This window comes from Simiduia curdlanivorans (assembly GCF_030409605.1).
Taxonomy (GTDB): domain Bacteria; phylum Pseudomonadota; class Gammaproteobacteria; order Pseudomonadales; family Cellvibrionaceae; genus Simiduia; species Simiduia curdlanivorans.
On sequence record NZ_JAUFQG010000004.1, the window covers coordinates 2757347 to 2779342 of the forward strand.

Consider the following 21996-nt stretch of genomic DNA (forward strand, 5'->3'; position numbering starts at 1 on the left):
ATCAGGCTGCTGGCACCACGTCGAGTAAATGCTCGATAACCTGATCTATGGTGACGCCGCTGGCCTCAGCTTCGAAGGTGAGAATCAGTCTATGCCGGAGAACATCAGGCGCGAGCGCTTGAACATCGGCGGGGGTTACAAAATCTCTGCCATCGAGCCAAGCGAGTGCGCGCGCTGAGCGCTCGAGCGCCAAGGTTGCCCGCGGGCTGGCACCATATTCCAGCCATTGGGCCAACTTTGCATCGTAGTTGATAGGGTGCCGGGTGGCGTCGATTAAATGCACGATATAGTCTTCTACGCTTTCCGCGAGGTGAATTTGCAAGAGGCTTTTTCTTGCGTTCAACAAATCGGTTTGTGAAATCTTCGCCGGCGGTACCGCCTCTTGGGTGAGATTTTCCTCTCTGACTAAGCGCAATATTTCTTTTTCGGCCGCCGCGCTTGGGTAGCTCACCCGCACGTGCAGCAGGAAGCGATCTAATTGTGCCTCCGGCAACGGGTAGGTGCCTTCCTGCTCGATGGGGTTTTGGGTCGCCATCACCAGAAATAAGTCGGCCAAGGGGTAGGTGTGTTTACCGACGGTGATTTGCCGTTCAGCCATTGCCTCTAACAGCGCAGACTGAACTTTTGCCGGGGCTCGGTTGATTTCATCGGCGAGCACCAGATTGTGAAATATGGGGCCTTTTTGGAACTCGAAGCTGGAGGTCTCGGCGCGATAGATATCGGTGCCTGTGACATCCGCTGGCAGGAGGTCTGGGGTGAATTGAATGCGGTGAAAACTACCTTCAATGCCCTTAGCTAAAAGTTTGATGGCCTTTGTCTTAGCCAGACCTGGCGCGCCCTCTACCAGTAAGTGGCCATCAGCTAAAAGTGCGATCAATAAGCGATCAATGAGGTCGTTCTGGCCAACGATTTGATTATTTAGCCAGGTTTTCAATACTTGTATTTGTGAATGTGTGGTCATAGGTGTGTTGTTCGTTATTACTTCAAAATTAGTCAACTGTAAAACAGCTACATAATGTTAACGCTATAACTGCTCGGCTAACCCTTATTTGGGGGCAAACAGTGCCTAATCAAGGCCTTAGAACGCTTTCAGTGGTCTATGCTTGGTCGAGGCTGGTGAAATGTTTTTAACTTTCACCTAGGCACGGCCTGTTAGTCCTCAGTCAGCACTAAAAGTTCAGTCTTTGGCATTGGGCAAAATTTAGTGGTTAGACGCGCTTTGGTAGGTGGATTTGCAAGACAAATAAAAGTCGGGCGCTCAATCTGGGTGCTTATTACGGTGCATAAAGGAACGCAAAGCGTTCTTCGGAGAGTATGACGTGGATACAAGTTTGGTCACTGCTGACAACAAACAGGCGTTTTTGGATCAGTTGACAGCGTTAATCGATGACCGATTGAGCGGCGAACAAGCGAAGCAATTTAAGGCTTTCGCCTGTGAATACTATGACCAATATCCCCTAGAGGAGCTGGAAGGGCGCAAGGTTGCGGATATCTACGGTAGCCTGTATGGCTGGTGGAATATGATTGCGGACAGGCCAGCTGAGCCGAAGGCTAAGGTGCGGGTTTTTAATCCGACTCTGGATGAAGATCACTGGTTGTGCCCGCACACGGTTGTTGCCGTGCTACAGCGTGATATGCCTTTTCTGGTGGATTCGATTCGCATGGAGCTCAACCGTAGAGGTATCGCTATTCATGGCATCTACAGCAGCATTCATCAAATAGGGCGCAATAAGTCGTTAAAACTGCAAGAAATCGTGCCGCGCCATGAACCTATCCCCAAGCGCAAAGACATTCACTATGGCAAAGAGGCGCTGATTTATTTTGAAGTGAATCTGCATACCGATACCGAGGAGATGGCTGAGATTGCCGATGGCCTGGTTGATGTTCTGCAGGATGTCGATGTGGTGGTAAATGATTATCGGCCCATGCTCGCGGCTGTTTCTGAGGTGGCTGAGGCGCTTGGCCGCGTACCGCCAAATGAACACGTGGTGGATCTATCGGAAAGCTGCGAGTTCGTTCGCTGGTTGGGCGATGGGCACTTTACCTTTATGGCTTATTCGGAATACGAATTTTTTGATCAAGAGGGGACACGGGCATTACGCGAGATCACCGAAAAGCGTTTGGGTTTATTCCGCCGTCATTCCAGCGATGCCGGTGCCGTGGTGATTGATGATTTTAACCCAGGCATGGCGCGTTTTCATTTGACGCCCAAGGTTTTGGCTTTCTCCAAGTCGTCGGTTCGATCTAGGGTTCACCGCCATGCCTATTCCGATTACATCGTCGTTAAGCGCTATAACAAGACTGGTGCGGTTGTGGGTGAATGTCGCTTTATGGGCCTTTATACCTCGCCAGTTTACACCCTGAGCCCCACCAAAATTCCGCTTATTCGTATGAAAGTGGAGCAGGTATTAGCACGTGCAGATTTGGACCCGCAAAGCCATGACTGCAAGGCGCTAAAGCAAACCTTAGAAACATTCCCGCGCGATGAGTTGTTCCAAAGCAGCGGCTCAGAACTGTATGAAACTGCGGTGGGTGCGATGCGAATTAGCGAGCGCTACCGGGTGAAACTCTTTATGCGTCGCGACCCCTACGGTAAGTTTGTCAATGCGCTGGTGTATGTGCCAAGAGATATTTTTAGCACCGCTATTCGAGTTCGAATCCAGGAATTGATCAGCAAGGCTATCAATGCAAAAGAATGTGAGTTCACTACCTATTTTTCCGAATCCATTTTGGCGCGTGCGCATTTAGTTTTTCGGGTTGATCCGAGCAAACCAATTGAGTACGACGTTAAAAAATTGCAGTCTAAAATTGTTGATATTACCCGTACCTGGGAAGATCACCTACATGCAGCTCTGATAGAAAACCACGGAGAGGAGAAGGGCGCTCGGCTCTTTAAAAACTACCAGCATGCTTTTGCCAGTGCCTATAAAGAGCATTTTGATGCGCGCGCTGCGGTGTTTGATATTGAAACCATGCGCGCCATCGATGGCCCCGATGGCCTAGGAATGAGCTTCTATCAGCCCGTTGGTGTGGATAAAAACTCATTCAGGTTTAAGGTTTTTCAGCGCAACCAAACCCTAGAACTATCCGATGGTATCCCTATTTTAGAGCGTATGGGTATGCGGGTGATCGGTGAGCACCCCTACCGAATTGATTTGGGTGAAGACCATTATTGGATGCATGATTTTGAGTTGGTCTATGACTTGCCTGCGGATATTGATATTCAGTCTGCGCGCCATTTGTTCCAAGAGGCTTTCGCCGCGGTTTGGAGTGATAAAAATGAGAATGATAGCTTCAATCAGCTGGTTCTAGGCGCTTCTTTACATTGGCGTGAAGTGGCTGTGTTACGTATTTACGCGCGTTATATGAAGCAAACCGTTTTCAATTTCAGCCAAACCTATATTGCCAATACCTTAGCCAATCACATGGACATCACCCGCAATTTGGTGGCCATGTTTAAGGCTAAATTTGACCCTGCTTGTAATGATGGCTCGATGGCAGCCATGCAAGTGGTTAAAGACTTGGAGGCGCAAATTCTGACGCGTCTTGACAGCGTCGATAACTTAAACGAAGACCGTATTATTCGACGCTACCTGGATATGTTGAATGGCAGCTTACGGACAAACTTCTATCAGTTAGACGAAAATAATCAAATCAAAGATTATATCTCGGTCAAATTCAGCCCTAGAACAATTCCTGAAATACCAGAGCCTCGCCCGCTGTATGAAATTTTTGTTTACTCTCCCCGCATAGAAGGCGTTCATTTGCGTGGCGGTTCGGTTGCGCGCGGTGGTTTAAGGTGGTCGGATCGATTGCAAGATTACCGTACCGAAGTCTTGGGTTTGGTAAAAGCCCAGCAAGTTAAAAACGCTGTTATCGTACCCAATGGCGCCAAGGGTGGTTTTGTCTCCAAGCAGCGCCCGAGAGGTGGTGACAGGGAGGCCATTCAGAAAGAAGGCATCGAATGCTACAAGATATTTATTCGCGGCCTACTTGATATCACCGATAATCTGATTGATGGCAATATCGCGCCACCCAAACAAGTGGTTCGGCATGATGGCGACGACCCCTACTTGGTGGTGGCGGCCGATAAAGGCACCGCAACTTTCTCCGACATTGCCAACGGTATATCCCTTGAATACAAGCATTGGCTGGGTGATGCCTTTGCCTCGGGCGGCAGTCAGGGTTATGACCATAAAGGCATGGGCATCACAGCCAAAGGCGCATGGGTTGGCGTTAAACGTCATTTCATGGAAAAGGGCATCAATTGCCAGACCACTGACTTTAGCGTGATTGGTATTGGTGACATGGCGGGCGATGTGTTCGGCAATGGCATGTTGATGTCTGAGCATATTTGTTTGCTGGCGGGCTTTAACCACTTACATATATTTATCGATCCAACCCCTAATGCTGCAAAGACGTTTAAAGAGCGCAAGCGTTTGTTTGAGCTGCCGCGCAGTAGCTGGACTGATTATGATCAAAAATTGATTTCAAAGGGTGGTGGCATTTTTGAGCGCTCCGCGAAGTCCATCGCCATTTCACCAGAAATGAAAAAGGCGTTCGCGATAAAAGAAGATAAATTAACGCCAACGGATCTGATCAATGCGCTATTAAAGGCGCCGGTGGATTTGATTTGGAATGGCGGCATTGGCACCTATGTTAAGGCCGCTTCCGAGTCCCATGCGCTAGTCGGCGATAAAGCCAATGATAGCCTAAGAGTAAACGGGGCAGACCTACGCTGTAAGATTTTTGGCGAGGGTGGGAATTTGGGTATGACCCAATTGGGTCGTATTGAGTTCTGTTTATCTGGCGGTGCTTGTAATACCGATTTTATTGATAACTCGGCAGGGGTCGATTGTTCCGACCATGAAGTGAACGTCAAAATTCTGTTAAATGAAGTGGTGTCTAGCGGCAATTTGACGGAAAAACAGCGCAATAAATTGCTGGGCGAAATGACTGACGATGTTGCCAGTCTCGTACTCGCCAATAACTACCGTCAGACCCAAGCTTTAAGTATTGCCCAATATCAATCTAAGCAGCGGGTGGGCGAGTATCGTCGCTTCATTAATGCCTTGGAGGCCAGCGGTCGTCTCAACCGTGCACTGGAGTTTTTACCGCCCGACGATCTGTTGGTAGAGCGGCAGTCGCAGGGCAAATCACTGACTCGACCTGAATTGTCTGTCTTGGTTTCCTATGCCAAGGTGCAGTTGAAAGACGAGCTAGCCGTCGAGGATATTACCAATAACGAATATATCGCCAAAATTGTTGAGTCCGCTTTCCCTAAGGAAATCTGCAAGCGTTATGGCGAGCAGGTCTATAACCACCGCTTGCGCCGTGAAATTATTGCAACCCAGCTAGCCAATGATATGGTCAATATCATGGGTATTAATTTCTGTCAGCGGCAAATGGAATCCACCGGTAGTAAGCCGGCCGATGTGGCTAAGGCCTATGTTGCAGCGCGCGATATCTATGCACTCGATAGCTTCTGGCGCGAAATTGAGGCGTTAGACTTTAAGGTGGACGCACAAATTCAGCTTGAAATTATGAGTCGTATGATGCGTAGAATCCGTCGTGCTACACGCTGGTTTTTGCGCAATCGACGCACCCATTTGGACGTGGCTCAGGAGGTCGCTTTATTTGGCGGGTCTTTAACGCGCTTGGTGGGCGCGCTGCCTGGCATGATTCGCGGCGAACCGAAAAAACAGTGGCTGCGCGAGTCTAAACGCTTGGTTGCTGCGGGCGTTCCCGAAGCAGTGGCGAGTAGGGCTGCAATTCCGATAAATGTTGCACCTGGCCTTAGTATGGTGGAGGCAGCGATTATTGCCGAGACGGATATCCTACGTGTTGCCGAATTTCAAATGACCGTGAGTGATTTTCTTGGCTTAGATTGGTTTGCCGAGGAGATGTCTAATGTAAAAGTTGAGAATTATTGGCAATCGATGGCGCGCGAAGCCTTCTTGGATGACCTCGATTTTCAGCTGCGTACCATTACCATCTCATTGATTAAATCGGTCGATGGTAAGCAGTCTATTGATGAGGCTATCGCTGCTTGGGCGGATAAGCACAGTGTGCTAGTTAACCGCTGGCGTTCAATGATCGCGGATCTACGCGGGGCGACGGGTACTGATTACGCCATTTTCTCCGTAGCGCTTCGCGAGTTATTGGATTTGGCCCAGGCTAGTCAATATACACCCTAAGGTTTTATCTTGACCTTTGTTGACGTCGACTTGGTGATTGAGAAAGAGGAGCTGCTGCGGTTGTACCGCGGCAGTGCTCGCATCGTCAGCGCTAGGGCAATAGATGGCAGGCGAATACAGTTCCCTGCACAGGCTCTGCGCGCCTTTGTTACTGATTCTGGGGTTAACGGGCGATTTAGAATCGAGTTTGATCAAGCCTTTAAACTTGTCTCTATTCAAGCCCTTTAATAGCCCTTTAATGTTCCTTTATGTTGTTTCACTGCGCCGGCTACATTGAGCTTATGCCCTTGTAGCGGGCTAGCTTAGGTGCAGTGAGTGCCGCTTTCCAGTATCCTTGTCGCCTTTACCATAACTTGGGTTTTGACCTATGTACGCTTTTGCTCGTCGTATTTTATTCGCCCTAGATCCAGAGACATCCCATTACCTTAGCCTGGATATGTTAGGCGCAGCTGAACGTTTGAAAATGCTGGGCTTGTTTGTGCCCGAGGTATCTGGTCGGCCGGTCGAGATAATGGGTATTCAGTTTCCTCATGCTGTGGGGTTAGCGGCTGGTTTGGATAAAAATGGCGATTATTTTAATGCGCTTGGCGAGCTCGGCTTTGGTCACGTTGAAATCGGCACGATAACGCCTAGGCCTCAACCGGGTAATCCACAGCCGCGGTTATTTAGATTGCCCGAGCAGCAGGCCATTATCAATAGGATGGGCTTTAACAATAAGGGGGTAGATCATCTGGTGGCGCGCGTTAAAAAACGCCGATTTAAAGGTGTTTTAGGGATTAATATCGGCAAGAATTTTGATACCCCAGTCGAATCAGCGCATGTTGACTACTCCATCGCCATGGGCAAGGTTTATCCCTATGCCGATTATATTACCGTGAATGTTTCCTCGCCTAATACGCCGGGTTTGCGCTCACTGCAGTACGGCGAAAGCTTAAAAATTCTGTTACATGAAGTTAAAGAACAACAGGCGACGTTAGCGCAAACAGTGGGTAAGTATGTGCCGGTAGCAGTGAAAATTGCGCCGGACATGAATGACGAAGAAGTGCAACAAGTTGCGCAGGCACTACTGGAAGCCGACATAGATGGTGTAATTGCCACCAATACCACCTTGTCTCGTGAAGGGGTGCAGGGTTGTGAGCATGCAGATGAGGCCGGTGGGTTAAGCGGCGCGCCGGTTAGAGAAAAATCTACCGCCACTATTCGTTTGCTCAATACGGCCCTTAAAGGGGAGCTGCCGATTATTGGTGTGGGTGGTATTTGTAGTGGTGAAGATGCGGTTGAAAAGATTGAGGCGGGCGCCTCTTTGATTCAAATCTACAGCGGTTTTATTTATCGCGGGCCGGAGTTAATTGCCGAAGTTGTAGATGCCATAAACTCAGTTAAATAAATAGGCGTTTAGCTGAATGAGAGGGCCTTAAATAAAAAGCAGCGCTTGGCGCTGCTTATTTCTAACGGGTTTGGAGTGAGTGAATTCAGCCTAATGCGCTGAGTTTATGCGCGCATGCCGCCATGTTGTAACCGTTCCAATGATCTTCCCGTGCTTCCCGCCAACCGCTTAGCCATTCCTGACGCGCGTCGCCACTCTGATGAGGGCAAAGTTCGCGCGAGCGGCCTTTAATGGCGGCCATGTAGCCTTTGCTAAATGCATGTTCGATCTGGTTACGTTTTTGTCTTTTCATAAAGTAAGCACCTTGGCTGTCTATTTAGATCAAATTCAATACCGATCAAGCCAACGCAGCACAGAATACAAATTACTGTATCGTCATCTGCGTTGTTTCTCCTTTTGCAGTGCGCAGGGGAGAGGCAAAGCGTGTGTAACCTCGCTAGTTAGAATGTTGGTTGGATGAGTTATTGCGAATGTTAATTTTTCCTACTATCTGTGGTGAAGCGTTTAATTACCCTGAAAATATTGCCATGCCAAGATAGGTATGGCTTTGGTAGTTGCTTCTTTGCATGGCTATTGTTTTGCTTTTCAGAAAGGCAAAAACCTAGAAAACCGATATCTAGTAAACCAATGCTTAGAAAGCCAAAGCACCAAGTATTTTCTCGGCTAGGTAAAAAGAGCTCTTGCCCAAACTTGGCACAAGTATGCGTATTTTTGTGTAGACGCGAATGCCGAGGCAAAAGCTCCGTTACGATTGAAAACAACGTAAAACCTTCTCCTTGTTGTGCTTTATTGATGTGACACTCGTTATTCGTGACGCGAGCAGCTCGTTCTTGGCTTGATACCATGCAGGGCATCAGAGCATTCGAGCAGAGCCTTAACAAACCCGGTGGAATAGTGAATTGCTATTCCACCGGTGATCGAGGTTTAAAGACTGATAGTAGAATGTCAGTCATCAGATTGATCGCGTGTAAACGCGAACCAATCAACCTCTGCCTAGCCTTAGCTTAGACGATGAAACTTGGGTTGTTATAGCCTTCCTTGCTAATTGGCCCAATGCTTTACCACTATTATTAATGACGTAAACTACTCCGTTTACGCGTTAGGTGGTCAGTATTTCAAATTTAACGTTAATTTCCCGCTCTATGCGGGCTAAGCGGGATTGAACCCGTTACAATGCGCCTTTTTTGCGGCGGACGCTCAGTACACCAAAACTGAGCCTGCTTGTGAATGAATTAAATCTTCTATGATGGGCCTCTATTATGGCTCATCGGTATATTGTGAATGTGAGGTTTTGGCTATTTGGACGGCATAGATATGAATCAATTTGAGTTTTTTGCGGCTTGTCCAAAGGGGCTGGAGAGTTTGTTATTAGCGGAGGTCCGCGACCTCGGTGCTGTTGAGTCGCGGGAGACGGTGGCGGGGGTCTATTTTAGCGGTGATTTAGCCTTGGGCTATCGCACCTGCCTGTGGACTCGTCTGGCCAATAAAGTGCTCCTGCCGCTCAATAGCTTCGCTGTCGACAGCGACACCGAGCTCTATGATGGGGTTGCCGCTATTGCTTGGGCTGAGCACATCAGCCCATCTAGCACCTTCTTAGTGGATTTTTCGGGCACCAGTTTTGCCATTCGCAATACACAGTTTGGAGCTTTAAAGACCAAAGATGCCATTGTCGATCGCGTCCGTGATGTGACCGGTGAGCGCCCTTCGGTGGCAAAACAAAACCCAGATATTCGCATTAATGTACGCTTATCGCGCGGGCGAGCCGTGGTGAGCTTGGATCTTTCTGGCGAAAGTCTGCACCGGCGCGGTTATCGCCTGAAACAGGGCGCGGCACCGTTAAAAGAGAACCTGGCAGCAGCAGTGCTGTTGCGTGCTGGCTGGCCTGAGATAGCCGCTCGCGGCGGTGCGTTGATCGACCCTATGTGTGGTTCGGGTACGTTTTTAGTTGAGGCGGCGATGATGGCCGCCGATATTGCCCCTGGCTTGCTGCGCGCCAGCTTTGGCTTCGAGCGCTGGTTAAACCATCAAAATGATCTCTGGTTAACCCTGCGCGAAGAGGCGATTGAGCGCAAGCGAATCGGCCTGCAGAAGGATTTACCCGAGATCAGGGGTTACGATGCCGATTTACATGTTATTCGCGCCGCGGAAGAGAACATCGTCACCGCAAAACTGGATCACTGGGTGCGTCTGAGCCGCAAAGAGCTTAAGGAGTTTACTCAACCGACCCATAAGACTCTTGTGCCGGGTATCGTATTAACCAACCCACCCTATGGCGAGCGCCTAGGTGATGCGGAGGCTCTGGCCTATTTGTACCGCTATCTGGGCGATCGTATGCGCGCAGAGTTTCCCGGCTGGCAGCTGGGTGTTTTTACTGGCAACCCACAGCTTTGCCACGAGCTGGGGCTCAAGGCGCACAAAAAATACAAGTTATTCAATGGCACTCTGGAAAGCGAGTTGTTGTTATTTGATGTGCACACCGTTCAACCGGCCAAAGTGACTGACGCCGATCAACCGCGAAGGGCCTATGTGCCGCAGGAGGTGGTGTTATCGGACGGTGCACAAATGTTCGCCAATCGCCTGCGTAAAAATCAAAAGCAACTGGCGAAATGGCTTAAAAAAGAAGCCGTGAGTTGCTATCGCCTCTACGATGCCGATATGCCTGAATATGCCGTTGCTGTCGATATGTACAATGACCATGTTCACGTACAAGAATACGCTGCACCGAATTCGATTGATGAGCGCGCCGCGGTTAAGCGCTTCGAAGAAATTAAGCAGGCCTTGCCGCAGGCACTGTCGGTCAACCCAGATAATATTAGCTACAAACAGCGCAAGCGTAATACCGGTACGAGTCAGTATGAAAAACTCGCCAACCGTCGCACCCATGAAATGTTGTCGGTTCAGGAGGGGCAGGCCAAGCTGCTGGTCGATTTGTGGCAATACTTAGATACGGGGTTATTTTTAGATCACAGACCCTTGCGTTTAAAAATTGCGCAATCCGCTAAAGGAAAGCGCTTTTTAAATTTATTTTGTTATACCGCCAGCGCCAGTGTGCAAGCGGCGGTGGGCGGGGCGCGTTATACCGTCAGCGTTGATATGTCTAAAACCTATTTAGATTGGGCGCGCAAAAATTTCGCTGAAAATGGTTTGGGTGAGCAGAAAAATAGGCTTGAGCAAGCCGATTGTATGACTTGGCTCGATACGGCCCAAGGCGAATACGATCTCATCATGCTAGATCCACCCAGCTTTTCGAATTCCAAGCGTATGGACGGCGTGCTGGATATACAGCGCGACCATAGCCAGCTGATTGAAAAGACCATGAAGTTGCTTGCAGCCGATGGCGTACTCTATTTTTCGAATAACCTTCGGTCTTTTAAGTTAGATGATATGTTATACGAGCATTATTTGGTGCAAAACATAACGCAGGAAACCTTGGATAAAGATTTCCAGCGCAACCAAAAAATTCACCACTGCTGGTCTATTCGCCATAAATAACGCAGAGAGTAGGGGTTAGTTCTCTTGTGAATTTAGCCCCTTAGCGCTGTTATTGTATGGTTTACACGCCGCACTCTTGTTTAATCGCCTCGGCGAAAGCTGATGCCGCCGCTTGTAGCTGCTGTCTGCGGCGCTCGCCTATGCCCTCGCTATAGCAGAAAGACAGGCGCAATTGATCCAGGCCTGCCTTGCTATTTCTCGCTCTCGCATCCTCAGGATAAAAGCTAAAGGTGGGAATGGTGACAACGCCATACTCGGCCACTAATTTATCGGTCAAGTCGCTATTGCATATAACGTTTGGGTGATTAATGGTAAACACGGAGAAAAAGCCGGCGCCCGGTTTGGTCCAGTGAAACATGTCTTTGTGTCGAGCGAACTCTTGCTCAAAGGTGTCGAGTAAAATCTGTCTGTTTTCGCTATAAATCTGATTTTTTTCGTTGGCAATCGGCCATAGGCTTTGACGCGCCGAAAATTTTTCGTCTGTGAGGAAGGCTTCAAAACCTCTCAATGCCTCAGGGTTGTGTAGCAAAATGTTGGCGCTCGCCTCAGTCAGCAGTAATTGATTGAGTGGAACAGTCTGTTTATTGGCAAGTTCGATTTTGGCCTCGGTATACATGAAACCAATGCGCGGCCCAGGTAAGCCAATTTTTGATGCGGTAAACAAATGTACGGTTTGCTCGGGTGCTAAGGCAAAAAAAGGTTTAGGTCGTTTGTTTGCTGTTTCAAAACTAATATAGCTATAGGGCGCATCTTCAACCAGAAGGGTGTCATGGGCTCTCAATACTTCGATAACGTCGCGTCGCCGCTGCTCGGAAAAAGAAATGCCGCCAGGGTTGTGGCCATCTGGCACTGTGTAATAAAACGCAACGGTATAGCCATCGGCGCGAGCTTGGGTAATTTGCGCCGCTAAAGCCTCGCACGAGGGACCTTCGAGATCCATCTCCACGCTGTAAATGCGCGCTTTTTGGTAGAGGTTTGCTCGGGAAATGAAGCCGGCATAGGTGGGGGCATCGGTGATGTAAGCCACTTTTTCGCCGCTGCGCTCAAACAGGGAGCACATTTGGCTAATGCCGCCTGATGACCCGATGGTTGGGATTAAAAGCTCAGGGTCTAGGCGGGTATTGAAATCATGACCGTAAATTTTTGCAAACATTTCCCGCGTACTGGCCGGGCCTAATGTGTCTGTGTAGCTATAGAGTGGTTGTAAGACTTTTTGCAGTGGCTCTTGGCCTGCTAGGTGTTCAAAGTAGGCGTCTTTGTGCGCGATATAACCCATCGGATTCGTGACTTCTGGGTGTGGGTAGCCGGCACCTAAATGGTGCAATTCCAAACCCTTGGCCTTTGCAATGGCGGCGAGCTTTGGTAGTGCCGCTGCCATCTGCCGGGTAACACTGATGGGTTGTTGTTTGAGCTGGGTGATGGGCATGGGCATTTTCCGATCTGCACTAGTAAAGTTTCTATGATGACCAAGGCGCGGTTAAAGCACAAGGGACAGGGCTCAGTGGCTTTGTTAAGATAGGCCATGTTAAAAATTTGGTTAGATCCGCATGAACAAGTTTGAAGTCAAAAGTCCTTTTGCTCCGGCGGGAGATCAGCCTACGGCGATTGCTAGCTTGGTGAAGGGTATTCACGCGGGTCTTGCACACCAAACGCTTTTGGGTGTCACCGGATCGGGCAAAACCTTTACCATTGCTAATGTTATTGCGCAAATCCAAAGGCCGACCATGATTATGGCGCCTAATAAGACGCTAGCCGCGCAATTGTACGGTGAATTTAAAGAGTTTTTCCCCAACAATGCGGTCGAGTATTTCGTCTCTTATTACGATTATTACCAGCCCGAAGCTTACGTTCCCTCCTCGGATACGTTTATCGAAAAAGATGCCTCGATTAACGAGCATATTGAGCAAATGCGACTCTCTGCAACAAAGGCGCTGATGGAGCGAAAAGACGCCATTGTGGTTGCAACTGTTTCGGCTATTTATGGATTGGGTGACCCAGATGCCTATCTCAAAATGGTCATCCATCTGGTGCGCGGCGATACCATTGACCAGCGCACTTTATTGCGCCGTTTAGCGGAACTGCAATATACCCGGAACGACGTAGAATTTTTCCGCGCCACCTATCGCGTGCGCGGTGAGGTTATCGATATCTACCCCGCAGATTCAGATGCGGACGCCATTCGGGTTGAATTATTTGACGATACTATTGAACAAATATCGGTGTTCGACCCCTTAACCGGCAAAACCATCCGCAAGTTACCGAGGTTTACGATCTACCCAAAATCACACTATGTCACCCCCCGTGAGCGTGTATTGGAGGCAGTAGATCAAATCAAGATAGACTTGGCTGAACGCTTAACCCATTTGCGCGAAACCAATCAATTGGTTGCCGCTGAACGCTTAGAGCAGCGCACTCGCTATGATATTGAAATGATACTGGAGTTGGGTTACTGCAATGGTATCGAAAACTATTCGCGCTATTTATCGGGTCGCGATCCTGGCCAGGCGCCACCAACACTGTTTGATTATCTGCCAGCAGACTCATTATTAGTGTTAGATGAGTCGCACGTGGGCGTGCCACAAATTGGCGGTATGTATCGCGGCGATAGATCGCGCAAAGAGACCTTGGTGGAATATGGCTTCCGGTTACCCTCTGCGCTAGATAACAGACCTATGCGCTTCGATGAATGGGAGTCTCTGGCGCCACAAATGATTTTCGTCTCGGCAACGCCTGGCGATTATGAAAAAGAGCATGCGGGGCAGGTGGTTGAACAGGTTGTACGTCCCACCGGTTTGGTCGATCCACAAGTTGAAATTCGATCAGCGCAAACTCAAGTTGACGATGCACTCTCCGAAATTCGCACTCGTGTCGCCATCGACGAACGGATCTTAATCACTGTACTCACTAAGCGAATGGCCGAAGATCTCACTGAGTATATGGCTGAGCACGGCGTGCGCGTGCGTTACTTACACTCAGATATCGATACGGTTGAGCGGGTGGAAATTATTCGCGATTTGCGGCTCGGTGAATTTGATGTGTTGATTGGGATTAACTTGTTGCGCGAGGGCTTGGATATGCCCGAGGTATCGCTGGTACTCATCATGGATGCCGACAAAGAGGGCTTTTTGCGCTCGGAAAGATCGCTGATTCAAACCATTGGTCGGGCGGCGCGGCATTTAAATGGTAGGGCCATTTTGTACGCCGATAAAGTCACCGGCTCAATGCAGCGAGCAATCGATGAAACCGATCGCCGGCGTCAAAAGCAAATGGATTTTAATGCGGCCAATGGTATCGTGCCCGTGGGTGTTAAAAAGTCCGTTGCCGATATTATGGAGGCCGGGCAGGCGCCTGGGCGGAAAAAGCGTCAGAAGGTGGCCGAGTCTTATGCAGCTTATGATGTCGACCCACCGGTTGATATTTGGGCGCACATAAAAATGTTGGAACAAAAAATGTTTCAACACGCGAAAGATCTTGAATTTGAACAAGCAGGGCAGCTACGTGATCAAATTCAAAAGCTTAAGCATAAAGCGGTATAGGGAATTAGTTCGGGTAAAGGTCAACCACAACGCGAAAGCCAACGTCGTCGTAGCGTTTGTTCGAGTCCCGGCCTTCGCGTGCGCTATTTATGATTTCTTTAGCGGAAGACTTCATGGAGCCACCGCGCACAGAGCGCTCATCGCAACTTGCGGTAATGACAGCTGTGCCGTTTCTCGGAGCTGACAAATAATGATTTTGGTAACAATCTTCAACCCACTCGGCAACATTACCGGAGGTGTCGTGTAGGCCAAAGGCGTTAGCTCTATAGGTGCCAACTGGCGCAGATTTAGCACTAAATAAGCCGGCAAAATCGCTGTTGCAGCCATTGCGGCAATTGGCTTGCGCCTTAGCCGAACCCGACCACCAATAATCCCCTTTGGTATCGGCCCGGGCAAAATATTCCCATTCCGCTTCGGTCGGTAGTCGATAAGCCTTACCGGTGGATTTTGCTAGCCAAGCGACATAGTTTTTGGCGTCTTCCCAGCTTACGTTAATCACCGGCCGGCTGCCTTTGCCCCAGCGTTTATCGTCTGGCTGGCCTAAATCATTTTCTTGTAAGTATTTGTCGTAATCTGCAAAGGTGATTTCAAAGCGGCTGACGGCAAAAGGTTTGCTAAAGGTTACTGTGCGCACCGGCATGGTAATACTGTTGTCTTTATTGCCCATGGTAAATTTGCCGGCGCCAACGATGACCATCTCTGGGCCTAGGTCGCCATTACTTAATTCATTTTTGAAAATGGTGCCTGGCACGGCTATTTTTCTAAGGCTAACGTCTATCCGCTTTTCCTCGTCTTTAATATTTAGCCACTCTTGATAGGGGTGATAGCCCTCTGCGGTAACCTCGATGGAATAGCGGCCGTTGGTCAGCTCAATGCCCGGTTGATAGCGATCTTTAATATTTAGAATCCGCACCCGAGCAATTTCTGGCTCTGTATCAACCGTTAACGAGTAGCGCTTGGGTGGCTCGGGAATAACGTCGGGCTCTGGGACTTGCGCCTGATTTTGTTCAGCCTCCTGAGCTCCAATATCCGGCGTTTCCACAGGGCTATTTTGGGCTTCTTGGTTGGCCTCTAGTGCTGGCTCTGCCAGCGAAAAGTCGGCGGCCTTGGTGCTGGAGCCGTCTAAATTGGCTTGTAGGTTTTCAATGGGCGCCTGCTCGAGACTGGATTCGCGCAATATCGGGCGAGGTACTTCTGGATTAAATGCTGGGACTTCGGGAGCAAGAAGCTCTTGGCTTTTTTCGTTCAGTAGTGCCGCGCTGAAAGTCGCAGCGCTAACCAGAAGCGCCGGGTAGTTGCGTTCTCCGGGCAGTTGGAAACGCGTGATTGCGACGCTAAAAGTAAACCATAAAATACCGATGACCAATGAAATTGACAGGACCCGAGAGATGCTAAAACTCGGGCGACTGCCATGTGATTGGTAATAGGCTGCCTTTTGAATCCGTGTTGAAACGATGGTAGAGCGATTGTTTTGACCGCTGTCAGGCGTTGTGCGAATTTCTGTAACCGTGGTGTTGGGCCTGCGGTAGAAGCTGCGCTTGGGCGACCAACGCCAGCTGAATATCTCTTTTGCTAGGGCTTTAAGTTGCGCCGATAGCGCGGCATAACTTGTTAGCACTAAAGCCTTGAACAGGGTGGCAATGTGCATCGCCGATGGCTCGGTATTGGACATATACCGGGGCCGAGTTCCGCTCAGCGTGGCATCGAGCTCGTCGATATACATCACAATCTCTTTACCCCGTTGGCACCGGTCATCGGGGTCTTTGGCGAGTAATTTATTGAGCAAGTTTTGGTAGATAGAATATTGCGGCGGTAGTTTAGGAATGGGTGCCGTTAAGTGCTTAATGGCAATGGCGACGGCTTCATCGGCTTTAAAGGGCACTGAGCCAGTCAGCATCTCATAAAATACAATACCCAAGCTGTAAATGTCTGAGCGACCGTCTATAGCTTTGCCGCGAGCCTGCTCGGGGCTCATGTAGTGCGGGGTACCTACTACCATGCCGGCGTTGGTCATTTGCGAAGCGCTACTGACAGTCTTAGCTACGCCGAAATCAGATAAAACCGCAGAGTTATTCTCTCTGAATAGAATATTTTCTGGCTTGATATCCCGGTGTATGTAGCCTTTCTCGTGGGCCAGATCCAGCGCTAAAGCCATTTCCCGAATAATGCGCAATATCTCGGCGGTACTTAAGCCTGTGGCCATCTTGTCGTGTACTGAACCGCCGGGCAAATAATCCATGGCGATGTAGTTCAGGTTTTTGTAACGCCCGATATCGTAAATGGAAACTATGTTGGGGTGTGACAGTTGGCCAACAATATTGGCTTCGCGTTGAAAGCGCTCGCTAAAAACTGGGTCGGCATTGAGTGCCGGAGACATAACTTTCAGCGCGACTTCTCGCCCCACGCTCAGTTGAATAGCGAGGTAAACCGTGGACATGCCACCTTGATTTATTTTTCGAATTATTCGGTACCCGGGTATTTGCATTGTGTCTTAACCGAAAATCCAAAAACAAAGTAGTCCGAAAGAGGCTAGGGCTAGGCTGTACAAAGTGAAGTCGATGCCTGATTGACCGGTCAGCTCGGGCAGCCAATCGGTAATGCTGGTATAGAAATAACGCTTACTTAAGGGTGACTCGATGATTTGCAGCGTGACATTATCGTTGCCACCATTATCTAATGCCGCTTGTAGTAGCTTAGATACCGCCTCTTTTGGCGATCGAGATTCGCACAATACCCGCGCCAATGATTCGTCATCCAGTTCATCGCTTAAACCGTCGGAGCAAAGCAACACCCATTGGTGTTTTTCCCATGTACCATGCACTTGATCGACACGCACTTGGCGCAATTCAAGCGACCCCAAACATTGGGTAATGACATTTTTGTCGGGATGGTTCTCGACTTCGGTTTGGCTAATCGCACCGGTGTCGACCAGCATTTGAACGTAGGAGTGATCGAGCGTGAGCTGTTCTAAGCTGCCACCTTCGTCGTGGAAAGTCCAGAGGTAGGCGCGGCTATCGCCGACCCAAACAATTTCGTACTCAGTATTGCGGCTTTTCAGTGCGACAACGGTGCTACCCATACCCGGCGCGCCGATACCCTGTTTGACCGCGTCCAGTATTGCCGAATGTGCAAATTCAACTGAGGTGGTTAAGGGGACATTAATAGCGACTTGCTGCTTGATGCTGTCGCGCACAATAGCGCTGGCAACTTCACCGGCTTCGTGCCCACCCATACCATCGGCAACTAACCAAACGCCTATATCGGGGCTTGCGAAGTAGGTGTCTTCGTTGTTGTCTCGACACATGCCTTTATCGGTGGCTGCGCTATAGTTCAATGGTGGCATTTGCCGTCCTGTGCCGTTTGTTATATTTATTGCTTTTGAGTGTACCCTAATAAGCGAACCTTGACTTATGGTCTAATGCCGGTTCGGATCTGGATCACAGTTTACCCTCTAAATGTAACCGGTAAAGCCATTTTTCGCTAACCTATTGAAAGACTTCGGGCTTTTGCTGCATTATCCGTCGCTAGAGTAGAAGAATCGCCCTTAGCGATAGTGACATTTGGGAACCTAACATGTTGAAACTCCGCTTTAAGAACAATAAACACAATGCGGTTTGGCTCGTTGAACCAAAAGTAACCATTGGTAGCGCCGTGAAGAACGATATGGTGGTAGAAGACGCCAGCGTACTCGAAAATCACGCAGAGATTTTGGTGGATAATGAAACTTTGGTTCTGAAAGTGATATCACCGGACAACCCAGTTCGAATTAACGAGACTTTAGTCACAAAAACCTCACCACTTAAAGTGAACGACGTACTAACCTTGGGCCGGGTTCAGCTACAGGTTGTCGATCCTAAGCAGGAACCCAAGGCAATTCCTACCTTGGTGCGCACAGAAACTACCGGTTGGTCGCTAAAATCAAATCATGTAGCGCTTGCCAATAAGGTCTTCAACGTCGGCGCTAATACCATTGTTGGGCGCGCCAGTGACTGCGATATCGTTTTGGCGGCCGCGCATTTGTCTCGCAAGCATGCTCAGCTTTCAGTGAAAGATGGGCTGCTCTACGTGCGCGATTTGGGGTCTGCAAATGGTACCTTTTTAAATGGTAGTCAGGTGAAAGAGGCGCGGGTAAAGCGCGGTGATGAACTTAGGTTCGACACTTTGAGTTTCGGTGTGGTGGGGCCAACCGATGATATTGATAAGACCACTATCCGCGAAGCCGCTCGCGCGCAAAAATCGCCTATGAGCCCATCCCCCGTGCGAAAGCCAGAGCTGCGCAGGCCTGCAGAGCGCAACCGGGAGGCGGTTAAGGCGGGTATGGCGGCGCCTGATGCGCCCGAGCAGTCTAAGTCTTCGGCCTTTTCCTATTTTTCTATCGCGATACTGGTGCTGGCCGGCGTTGCCTACTGGGCCTGGCAAGCGGGTCACATCACGCTTTAGTTTGATATTCCACAATCAACATCAAAATCAGCGTTTTACTGCTTTTTGATGTTGAAGTTCTTAAGCGCTCTGCCGATACCCCTTCATACCGGAATTCTTATCCGAACGAACGGGACGGAGGCAGAGAAGATGTTAGGCTCAATTCACTCTTTCACATCACAATATCAAGCTAGTCAGGGCTTTCGCTCCCTGAATTCAAATCTCCAGCAGCCGCTGGCAGGTCAAACCCAGCGGGCGCCTGTAGGATTAAGCCCTACCCAGTCGAGTAAAGCGCTCGAAGGCCCCAGCGCTGTAACTAGTGCTCCGGTCACGGCCGATCGTGCCGCTGGCAACATCTTGCTGTTCATTGAAAATCAGTTGAAGGTGGATGTTGCCAACGGCGATAGCAAGGCGCAGTTACAAAGTCGTTTCGATGCTGGGCTAAAAGGTTTCCTTCAGGGCTTTAACGAGGCGAAAGAGCAGTTGAGCGAAATGGGTTTACTATCCGATGCATTGGCCGATGATATCGGTGCGACCTACGATAAAGTGATGCAAGGATTGGGGCAGCTCGCCGAAGAGCTTGGCCTTGATACGAGTGCGATACCTACACCAACTACCCCCACTGAAAAGCCGGCGCAAGTCGATAGGTTTGGGGTCGGTAATATTCAACGCCAAGCGGGTGTGGTTAAGGCCCAAAAGAGCTTTGATTTTACCGTTCAAACACAAGAGGGCGATAAGGTTACTATTTCTGCCAGTAGCCGATTCGCTGCCAAAGGTGTCGAGTCTGCTCAGGGCAGCTCCTTAAGAGTCAATCAGAGTCAGCAGTTTGATTTAACCATTAATGGCGACCTAAATGCTGACGAGATAGCGGCAATTAATGATTTGCTCTCACAAGTAAATGATCTTTCCGAGCAGTTTTTTAATGGCGATCTCGATGCAGCTTTTGAAGCCGCCTTAGATTTGGGCTTCGACGCCGAGGAGATTGCCAGTTTTGCCGTCGATCTAAAGTACTCTGTTACTCAGAAAGTTCGCACGACTTATGGTCAGGGCGCGAACGAGACTTCGCCTTTAAGAGCGCCTATGCAGCCCTTTAGCCAGCTTGCCGATCAGGTGCAATCGGCGCTGGAGTCGGCGAAACAGTTTTTGAATTCAAATGAGTTGTTAAACTCGCTGTTGGCTGAACGGCTTGAGGCCGATCAAGAACTTAAAGATGTGAAAGGTAGCATGGGTAATTTGCACAAACTGTTTGGCGATGTTAACCATGCGATGGCAGAAAAACTTGCTACGGCTTAGCGATGGAGCTTTAACGTTGTTACGGGTAAAATGCGGGTTTTTCGGTAGGGAAAACCTTCATGAAAACGCTTATTTTGTTTGCTACCAGCGGCTGTCACCTGTGTTCAGTCGCTGAAAATATCGTTGCTAAAGCGTTGGACCGCTGCCCCAAGCCAATACAATTCATTGAAAAAGATATTGCCGATTCCGATGAGTTAATAGAATCCTATGGCACTCGAATTCCGGTGTTGCGTGTTCAGGATTGCGAAGCCGAATTATCTTGGCCATTTACTGAAGCGCAAGTTATTCGTTTTTTGAATGCTTGAATGGTTAGTTAGGTGGTTGAATGTATAACGGATTAGTGGTGCTGTGGTGACTTCAAGCCAATAGGTTAAAAAACCAGCGTTTCAAGTGCGCCGGTTACCCAGACTAGGCTCTCGGTGTAGAAGTGGCTGAGCGCCGACTCTTCCACCCCTCGAGCTTCAAGCATATCCCAGTCGATATTATCCCAGTCGGCTTTTTCATATTGTTTTACAACCTTTAATACTTTTCCCTCTAGCCCTTGGTGGTGCAGTAATGCGTTGCTCAGCACGTCGCTGATCGAAATTTTACTGAGTAAAATGTCAAGGGGTTCATCCATAAAGGCATCAATGGTGGACAATAGCCCTACGGTAAAATAGGTGTCGCCTCGCCTTACACCACTTACTGCTTCTCCGAGGGTTTGACAAAAGCGTGCCCTTACCATGGTGGTTACACTTAACTCACGCGGTTTACCATCAATGCTAGCCATGGACAGTAATGTAATCCAACTTCTAACCTGAATGAGCCCCAGCAATGTAATGGCCTGGCGTAGGGATTCGATACTGCAGACAAAGTGAAAGGCTGCGGAGTTAATGAGTTTGAGTAACTTATAACTCAGTACCGGATCTTGTGAAATTATTTGTTCTATTTGATCGATTTCTGATCTTGGGTCGTTCAATTGCGCTAGCAATTGGATGATGGTTTGCCGGCTTTCCGCATATTTTGCGCCGAGCATGATTTGTGGGCGGGAAAGAAAATAGCCTTGAAAAAGTTCAAATCCCATGGCTTTGCACCGTTCGAGCATGTCATAAGTTTCAATTTTTTCGGCGAGTAGTTTAACGCCTAATGGCTTTAAGCGATTGACATGATTTTCGAGTTCTTGGTTGGATAAGGCTAAAACATCGAGCTTGATTATGTCGGCATATTCCAACATTTTGAAGCTGCAGGAATTCAGTGTGAAGTCATCCAATGCAATGGTATAACCCTGCGCCCGAAGTTGCCCAAGCGCTGCCAACATTTTGTTGTCAACCAATTGATCTTCTAAAACTTCAATCACTAATTGTGTTCGACTAAAGGGAGGGGAGGTGAGCAGTAAGTTGCGGGTAAAATTGATAAACGCTTTATGCTCGCCGACTACCTCGCCAATGCTTAGATCGGTAAAGGTTCTTAGTAGTACCTGCGAACTCGCCTGATCGCCATCGATAACATTGGCCCTGTTTTCATGGCTGTCGCGGCAAAGTAGCTCATAGGCATAAACCTCCATATTGGCATTGAATATGGGTTGGCGCGCTAAAAGAGGTTGATTTTTATCCATGGGCTTAATTAGATCTGGGATATCTCACAGCAAGGGAAGATAAAAGCAAGTGTAGCTCTAGATATCCCCCCGTGCGGC

General features: G+C 49.0%; 14 protein-coding genes. 8 read left to right on the forward strand and 6 right to left on the reverse strand.

The annotated features are described in order from the left end of the window. Position 1 precedes the first annotated feature (1 nt). Complete coding sequence (locus QWY82_RS12120; RefSeq protein ID WP_290262659.1) at positions 2 to 961, reverse strand: AAA family ATPase; 960 nt, start codon at positions 959 to 961, stop codon at positions 2 to 4. A 358-nt stretch (positions 962 to 1319) separates the two neighbouring features. Here QWY82_RS12120 and QWY82_RS12125 point away from each other — a divergent pair, with 358 nt between their 5' ends. The 3 genes from QWY82_RS12125 to QWY82_RS12135 all read left to right on the forward strand — a co-directional run bounded on the left by QWY82_RS12125 (position 1320) and on the right by QWY82_RS12135 (position 7584). After that, positions 1320 to 6197 (forward strand): NAD-glutamate dehydrogenase, encoded by a 4878-nt coding sequence (locus tag QWY82_RS12125; RefSeq protein ID WP_290262661.1) that lies wholly within the window; start codon positions 1320 to 1322, stop codon positions 6195 to 6197. Positions 6198 to 6206: 9 nt separating this feature from the next. Continuing rightward, positions 6207 to 6425: a DUF2835 family protein gene (locus tag QWY82_RS12130; protein ID WP_290262664.1), complete on the forward strand. Its 219-nt coding sequence runs from the start codon at positions 6207 to 6209 to the stop codon at positions 6423 to 6425. Positions 6426 to 6564: 139 nt separating this feature from the next. Further along, on the forward strand, positions 6565 to 7584 hold the full coding sequence (locus QWY82_RS12135) for a quinone-dependent dihydroorotate dehydrogenase (RefSeq protein ID WP_290262670.1): 1020 nt from the start codon (positions 6565 to 6567) through the stop codon (positions 7582 to 7584). An 85-nt stretch (positions 7585 to 7669) separates the two neighbouring features. Here QWY82_RS12135 and rmf read toward each other — a convergent pair whose 3' ends face one another. Continuing rightward, entirely contained in the window at positions 7670 to 7876 is a 207-nt protein-coding gene (gene rmf / locus QWY82_RS12140; RefSeq protein ID WP_290262672.1) for a ribosome modulation factor, read from the reverse strand. A 1022-nt stretch (positions 7877 to 8898) separates the two neighbouring features. Here rmf and rlmKL point away from each other — a divergent pair. After that, positions 8899 to 11076, forward strand: coding sequence for a bifunctional 23S rRNA (guanine(2069)-N(7))-methyltransferase RlmK/23S rRNA (guanine(2445)-N(2))-methyltransferase RlmL (rlmKL, locus tag QWY82_RS12145; RefSeq protein WP_290262675.1), 2178 nt, complete (start codon positions 8899 to 8901; stop codon positions 11074 to 11076). Between the two features lie 61 nt (positions 11077 to 11137). Here the strand turns inward: rlmKL and QWY82_RS12150 are convergent, their stop codons facing one another. Beyond that, positions 11138 to 12502, reverse strand: coding sequence for a pyridoxal phosphate-dependent aminotransferase (locus tag QWY82_RS12150; protein WP_290262678.1), 1365 nt, complete (start codon positions 12500 to 12502; stop codon positions 11138 to 11140). Positions 12503 to 12623: 121 nt separating this feature from the next. On the opposite strand from QWY82_RS12150, the gene uvrB reads away from it, so the two are divergent. Then, positions 12624 to 14612, forward strand: a complete 1989-nt coding sequence (gene uvrB, locus QWY82_RS12155; RefSeq protein WP_290262682.1) for an excinuclease ABC subunit UvrB — start codon at positions 12624 to 12626, stop codon at positions 14610 to 14612. Positions 14613 to 14616: 4 nt separating this feature from the next. Here the strand turns inward: uvrB and QWY82_RS12160 are convergent, their stop codons facing one another. Next, positions 14617 to 17097, reverse strand: coding sequence for a bifunctional serine/threonine-protein kinase/formylglycine-generating enzyme family protein (locus tag QWY82_RS12160; protein WP_290262685.1), 2481 nt, complete (start codon positions 17095 to 17097; stop codon positions 14617 to 14619). Between the two features lie 6 nt (positions 17098 to 17103). Beyond that, entirely contained in the window at positions 17104 to 17955 is an 852-nt protein-coding gene (locus QWY82_RS12165) for a PP2C family protein-serine/threonine phosphatase (protein WP_290262688.1), read from the reverse strand. A 230-nt stretch (positions 17956 to 18185) separates the two neighbouring features. On the opposite strand from QWY82_RS12165, the gene QWY82_RS12170 reads away from it, so the two are divergent. The 3 genes from QWY82_RS12170 (at position 18186) to QWY82_RS12180 (ending at position 20629) form a co-directional block, all read left to right on the forward strand. Next, a complete protein-coding gene (locus QWY82_RS12170; RefSeq protein ID WP_290262690.1) occupies positions 18186 to 19052 on the forward strand; it encodes an FHA domain-containing protein in 867 nt (288 codons plus the stop codon). Positions 19053 to 19181: 129 nt separating this feature from the next. Beyond that, on the forward strand, positions 19182 to 20324 hold the full coding sequence (locus QWY82_RS12175; RefSeq protein ID WP_290262693.1) for a DUF5610 domain-containing protein: 1143 nt from the start codon (positions 19182 to 19184) through the stop codon (positions 20322 to 20324). Positions 20325 to 20383: 59 nt separating this feature from the next. Beyond that, entirely contained in the window at positions 20384 to 20629 is a 246-nt protein-coding gene (locus QWY82_RS12180) for a glutaredoxin family protein (RefSeq protein ID WP_290262695.1), read from the forward strand. Positions 20630 to 20694: 65 nt separating this feature from the next. Here QWY82_RS12180 and QWY82_RS12185 read toward each other — a convergent pair whose 3' ends face one another. Beyond that, a complete protein-coding gene (locus QWY82_RS12185) occupies positions 20695 to 21918 on the reverse strand; it encodes an EAL and HDOD domain-containing protein (protein WP_290262698.1) in 1224 nt (407 codons plus the stop codon). Between the last annotated feature and the right edge of the window lie 78 nt (positions 21919 to 21996).

Excerpts from the sequence above, each read along its gene's own strand:
- QWY82_RS12170 (WP_290262690.1), top strand. The coding sequence starts at position 18,186 with ATGTTGAAACTCCGCTTTAAGAACAATAAACACAATGCGGTTTGGCTC.
- QWY82_RS12165 (WP_290262688.1), bottom strand. The coding sequence starts at position 17,955 with ATGCCACCATTGAACTATAGCGCAGCCACCGATAAAGGCATGTGTCGA.
- rlmKL (WP_290262675.1), top strand. The coding sequence starts at position 8,899 with ATGAATCAATTTGAGTTTTTTGCGGCTTGTCCAAAGGGGCTGGAGAGT.
- QWY82_RS12120 (WP_290262659.1), bottom strand. The coding sequence starts at position 961 with ATGACCACACATTCACAAATACAAGTATTGAAAACCTGGCTAAATAAT.
- QWY82_RS12150 (WP_290262678.1), bottom strand. The coding sequence starts at position 12,502 with ATGCCCATCACCCAGCTCAAACAACAACCCATCAGTGTTACCCGGCAG.
- QWY82_RS12135 (WP_290262670.1), top strand. The coding sequence starts at position 6,565 with ATGTACGCTTTTGCTCGTCGTATTTTATTCGCCCTAGATCCAGAGACA.
- QWY82_RS12175 (WP_290262693.1), top strand. The coding sequence starts at position 19,182 with ATGTTAGGCTCAATTCACTCTTTCACATCACAATATCAAGCTAGTCAG.
- rmf (WP_290262672.1), bottom strand. The coding sequence starts at position 7,876 with ATGAAAAGACAAAAACGTAACCAGATCGAACATGCATTTAGCAAAGGC.
- QWY82_RS12185 (WP_290262698.1), bottom strand. The coding sequence starts at position 21,918 with ATGGATAAAAATCAACCTCTTTTAGCGCGCCAACCCATATTCAATGCC.
- QWY82_RS12160 (WP_290262685.1), bottom strand. The coding sequence starts at position 17,097 with ATGCAAATACCCGGGTACCGAATAATTCGAAAAATAAATCAAGGTGGC.
- uvrB (WP_290262682.1), top strand. The coding sequence starts at position 12,624 with ATGAACAAGTTTGAAGTCAAAAGTCCTTTTGCTCCGGCGGGAGATCAG.
- QWY82_RS12180 (WP_290262695.1), top strand. The coding sequence starts at position 20,384 with ATGAAAACGCTTATTTTGTTTGCTACCAGCGGCTGTCACCTGTGTTCA.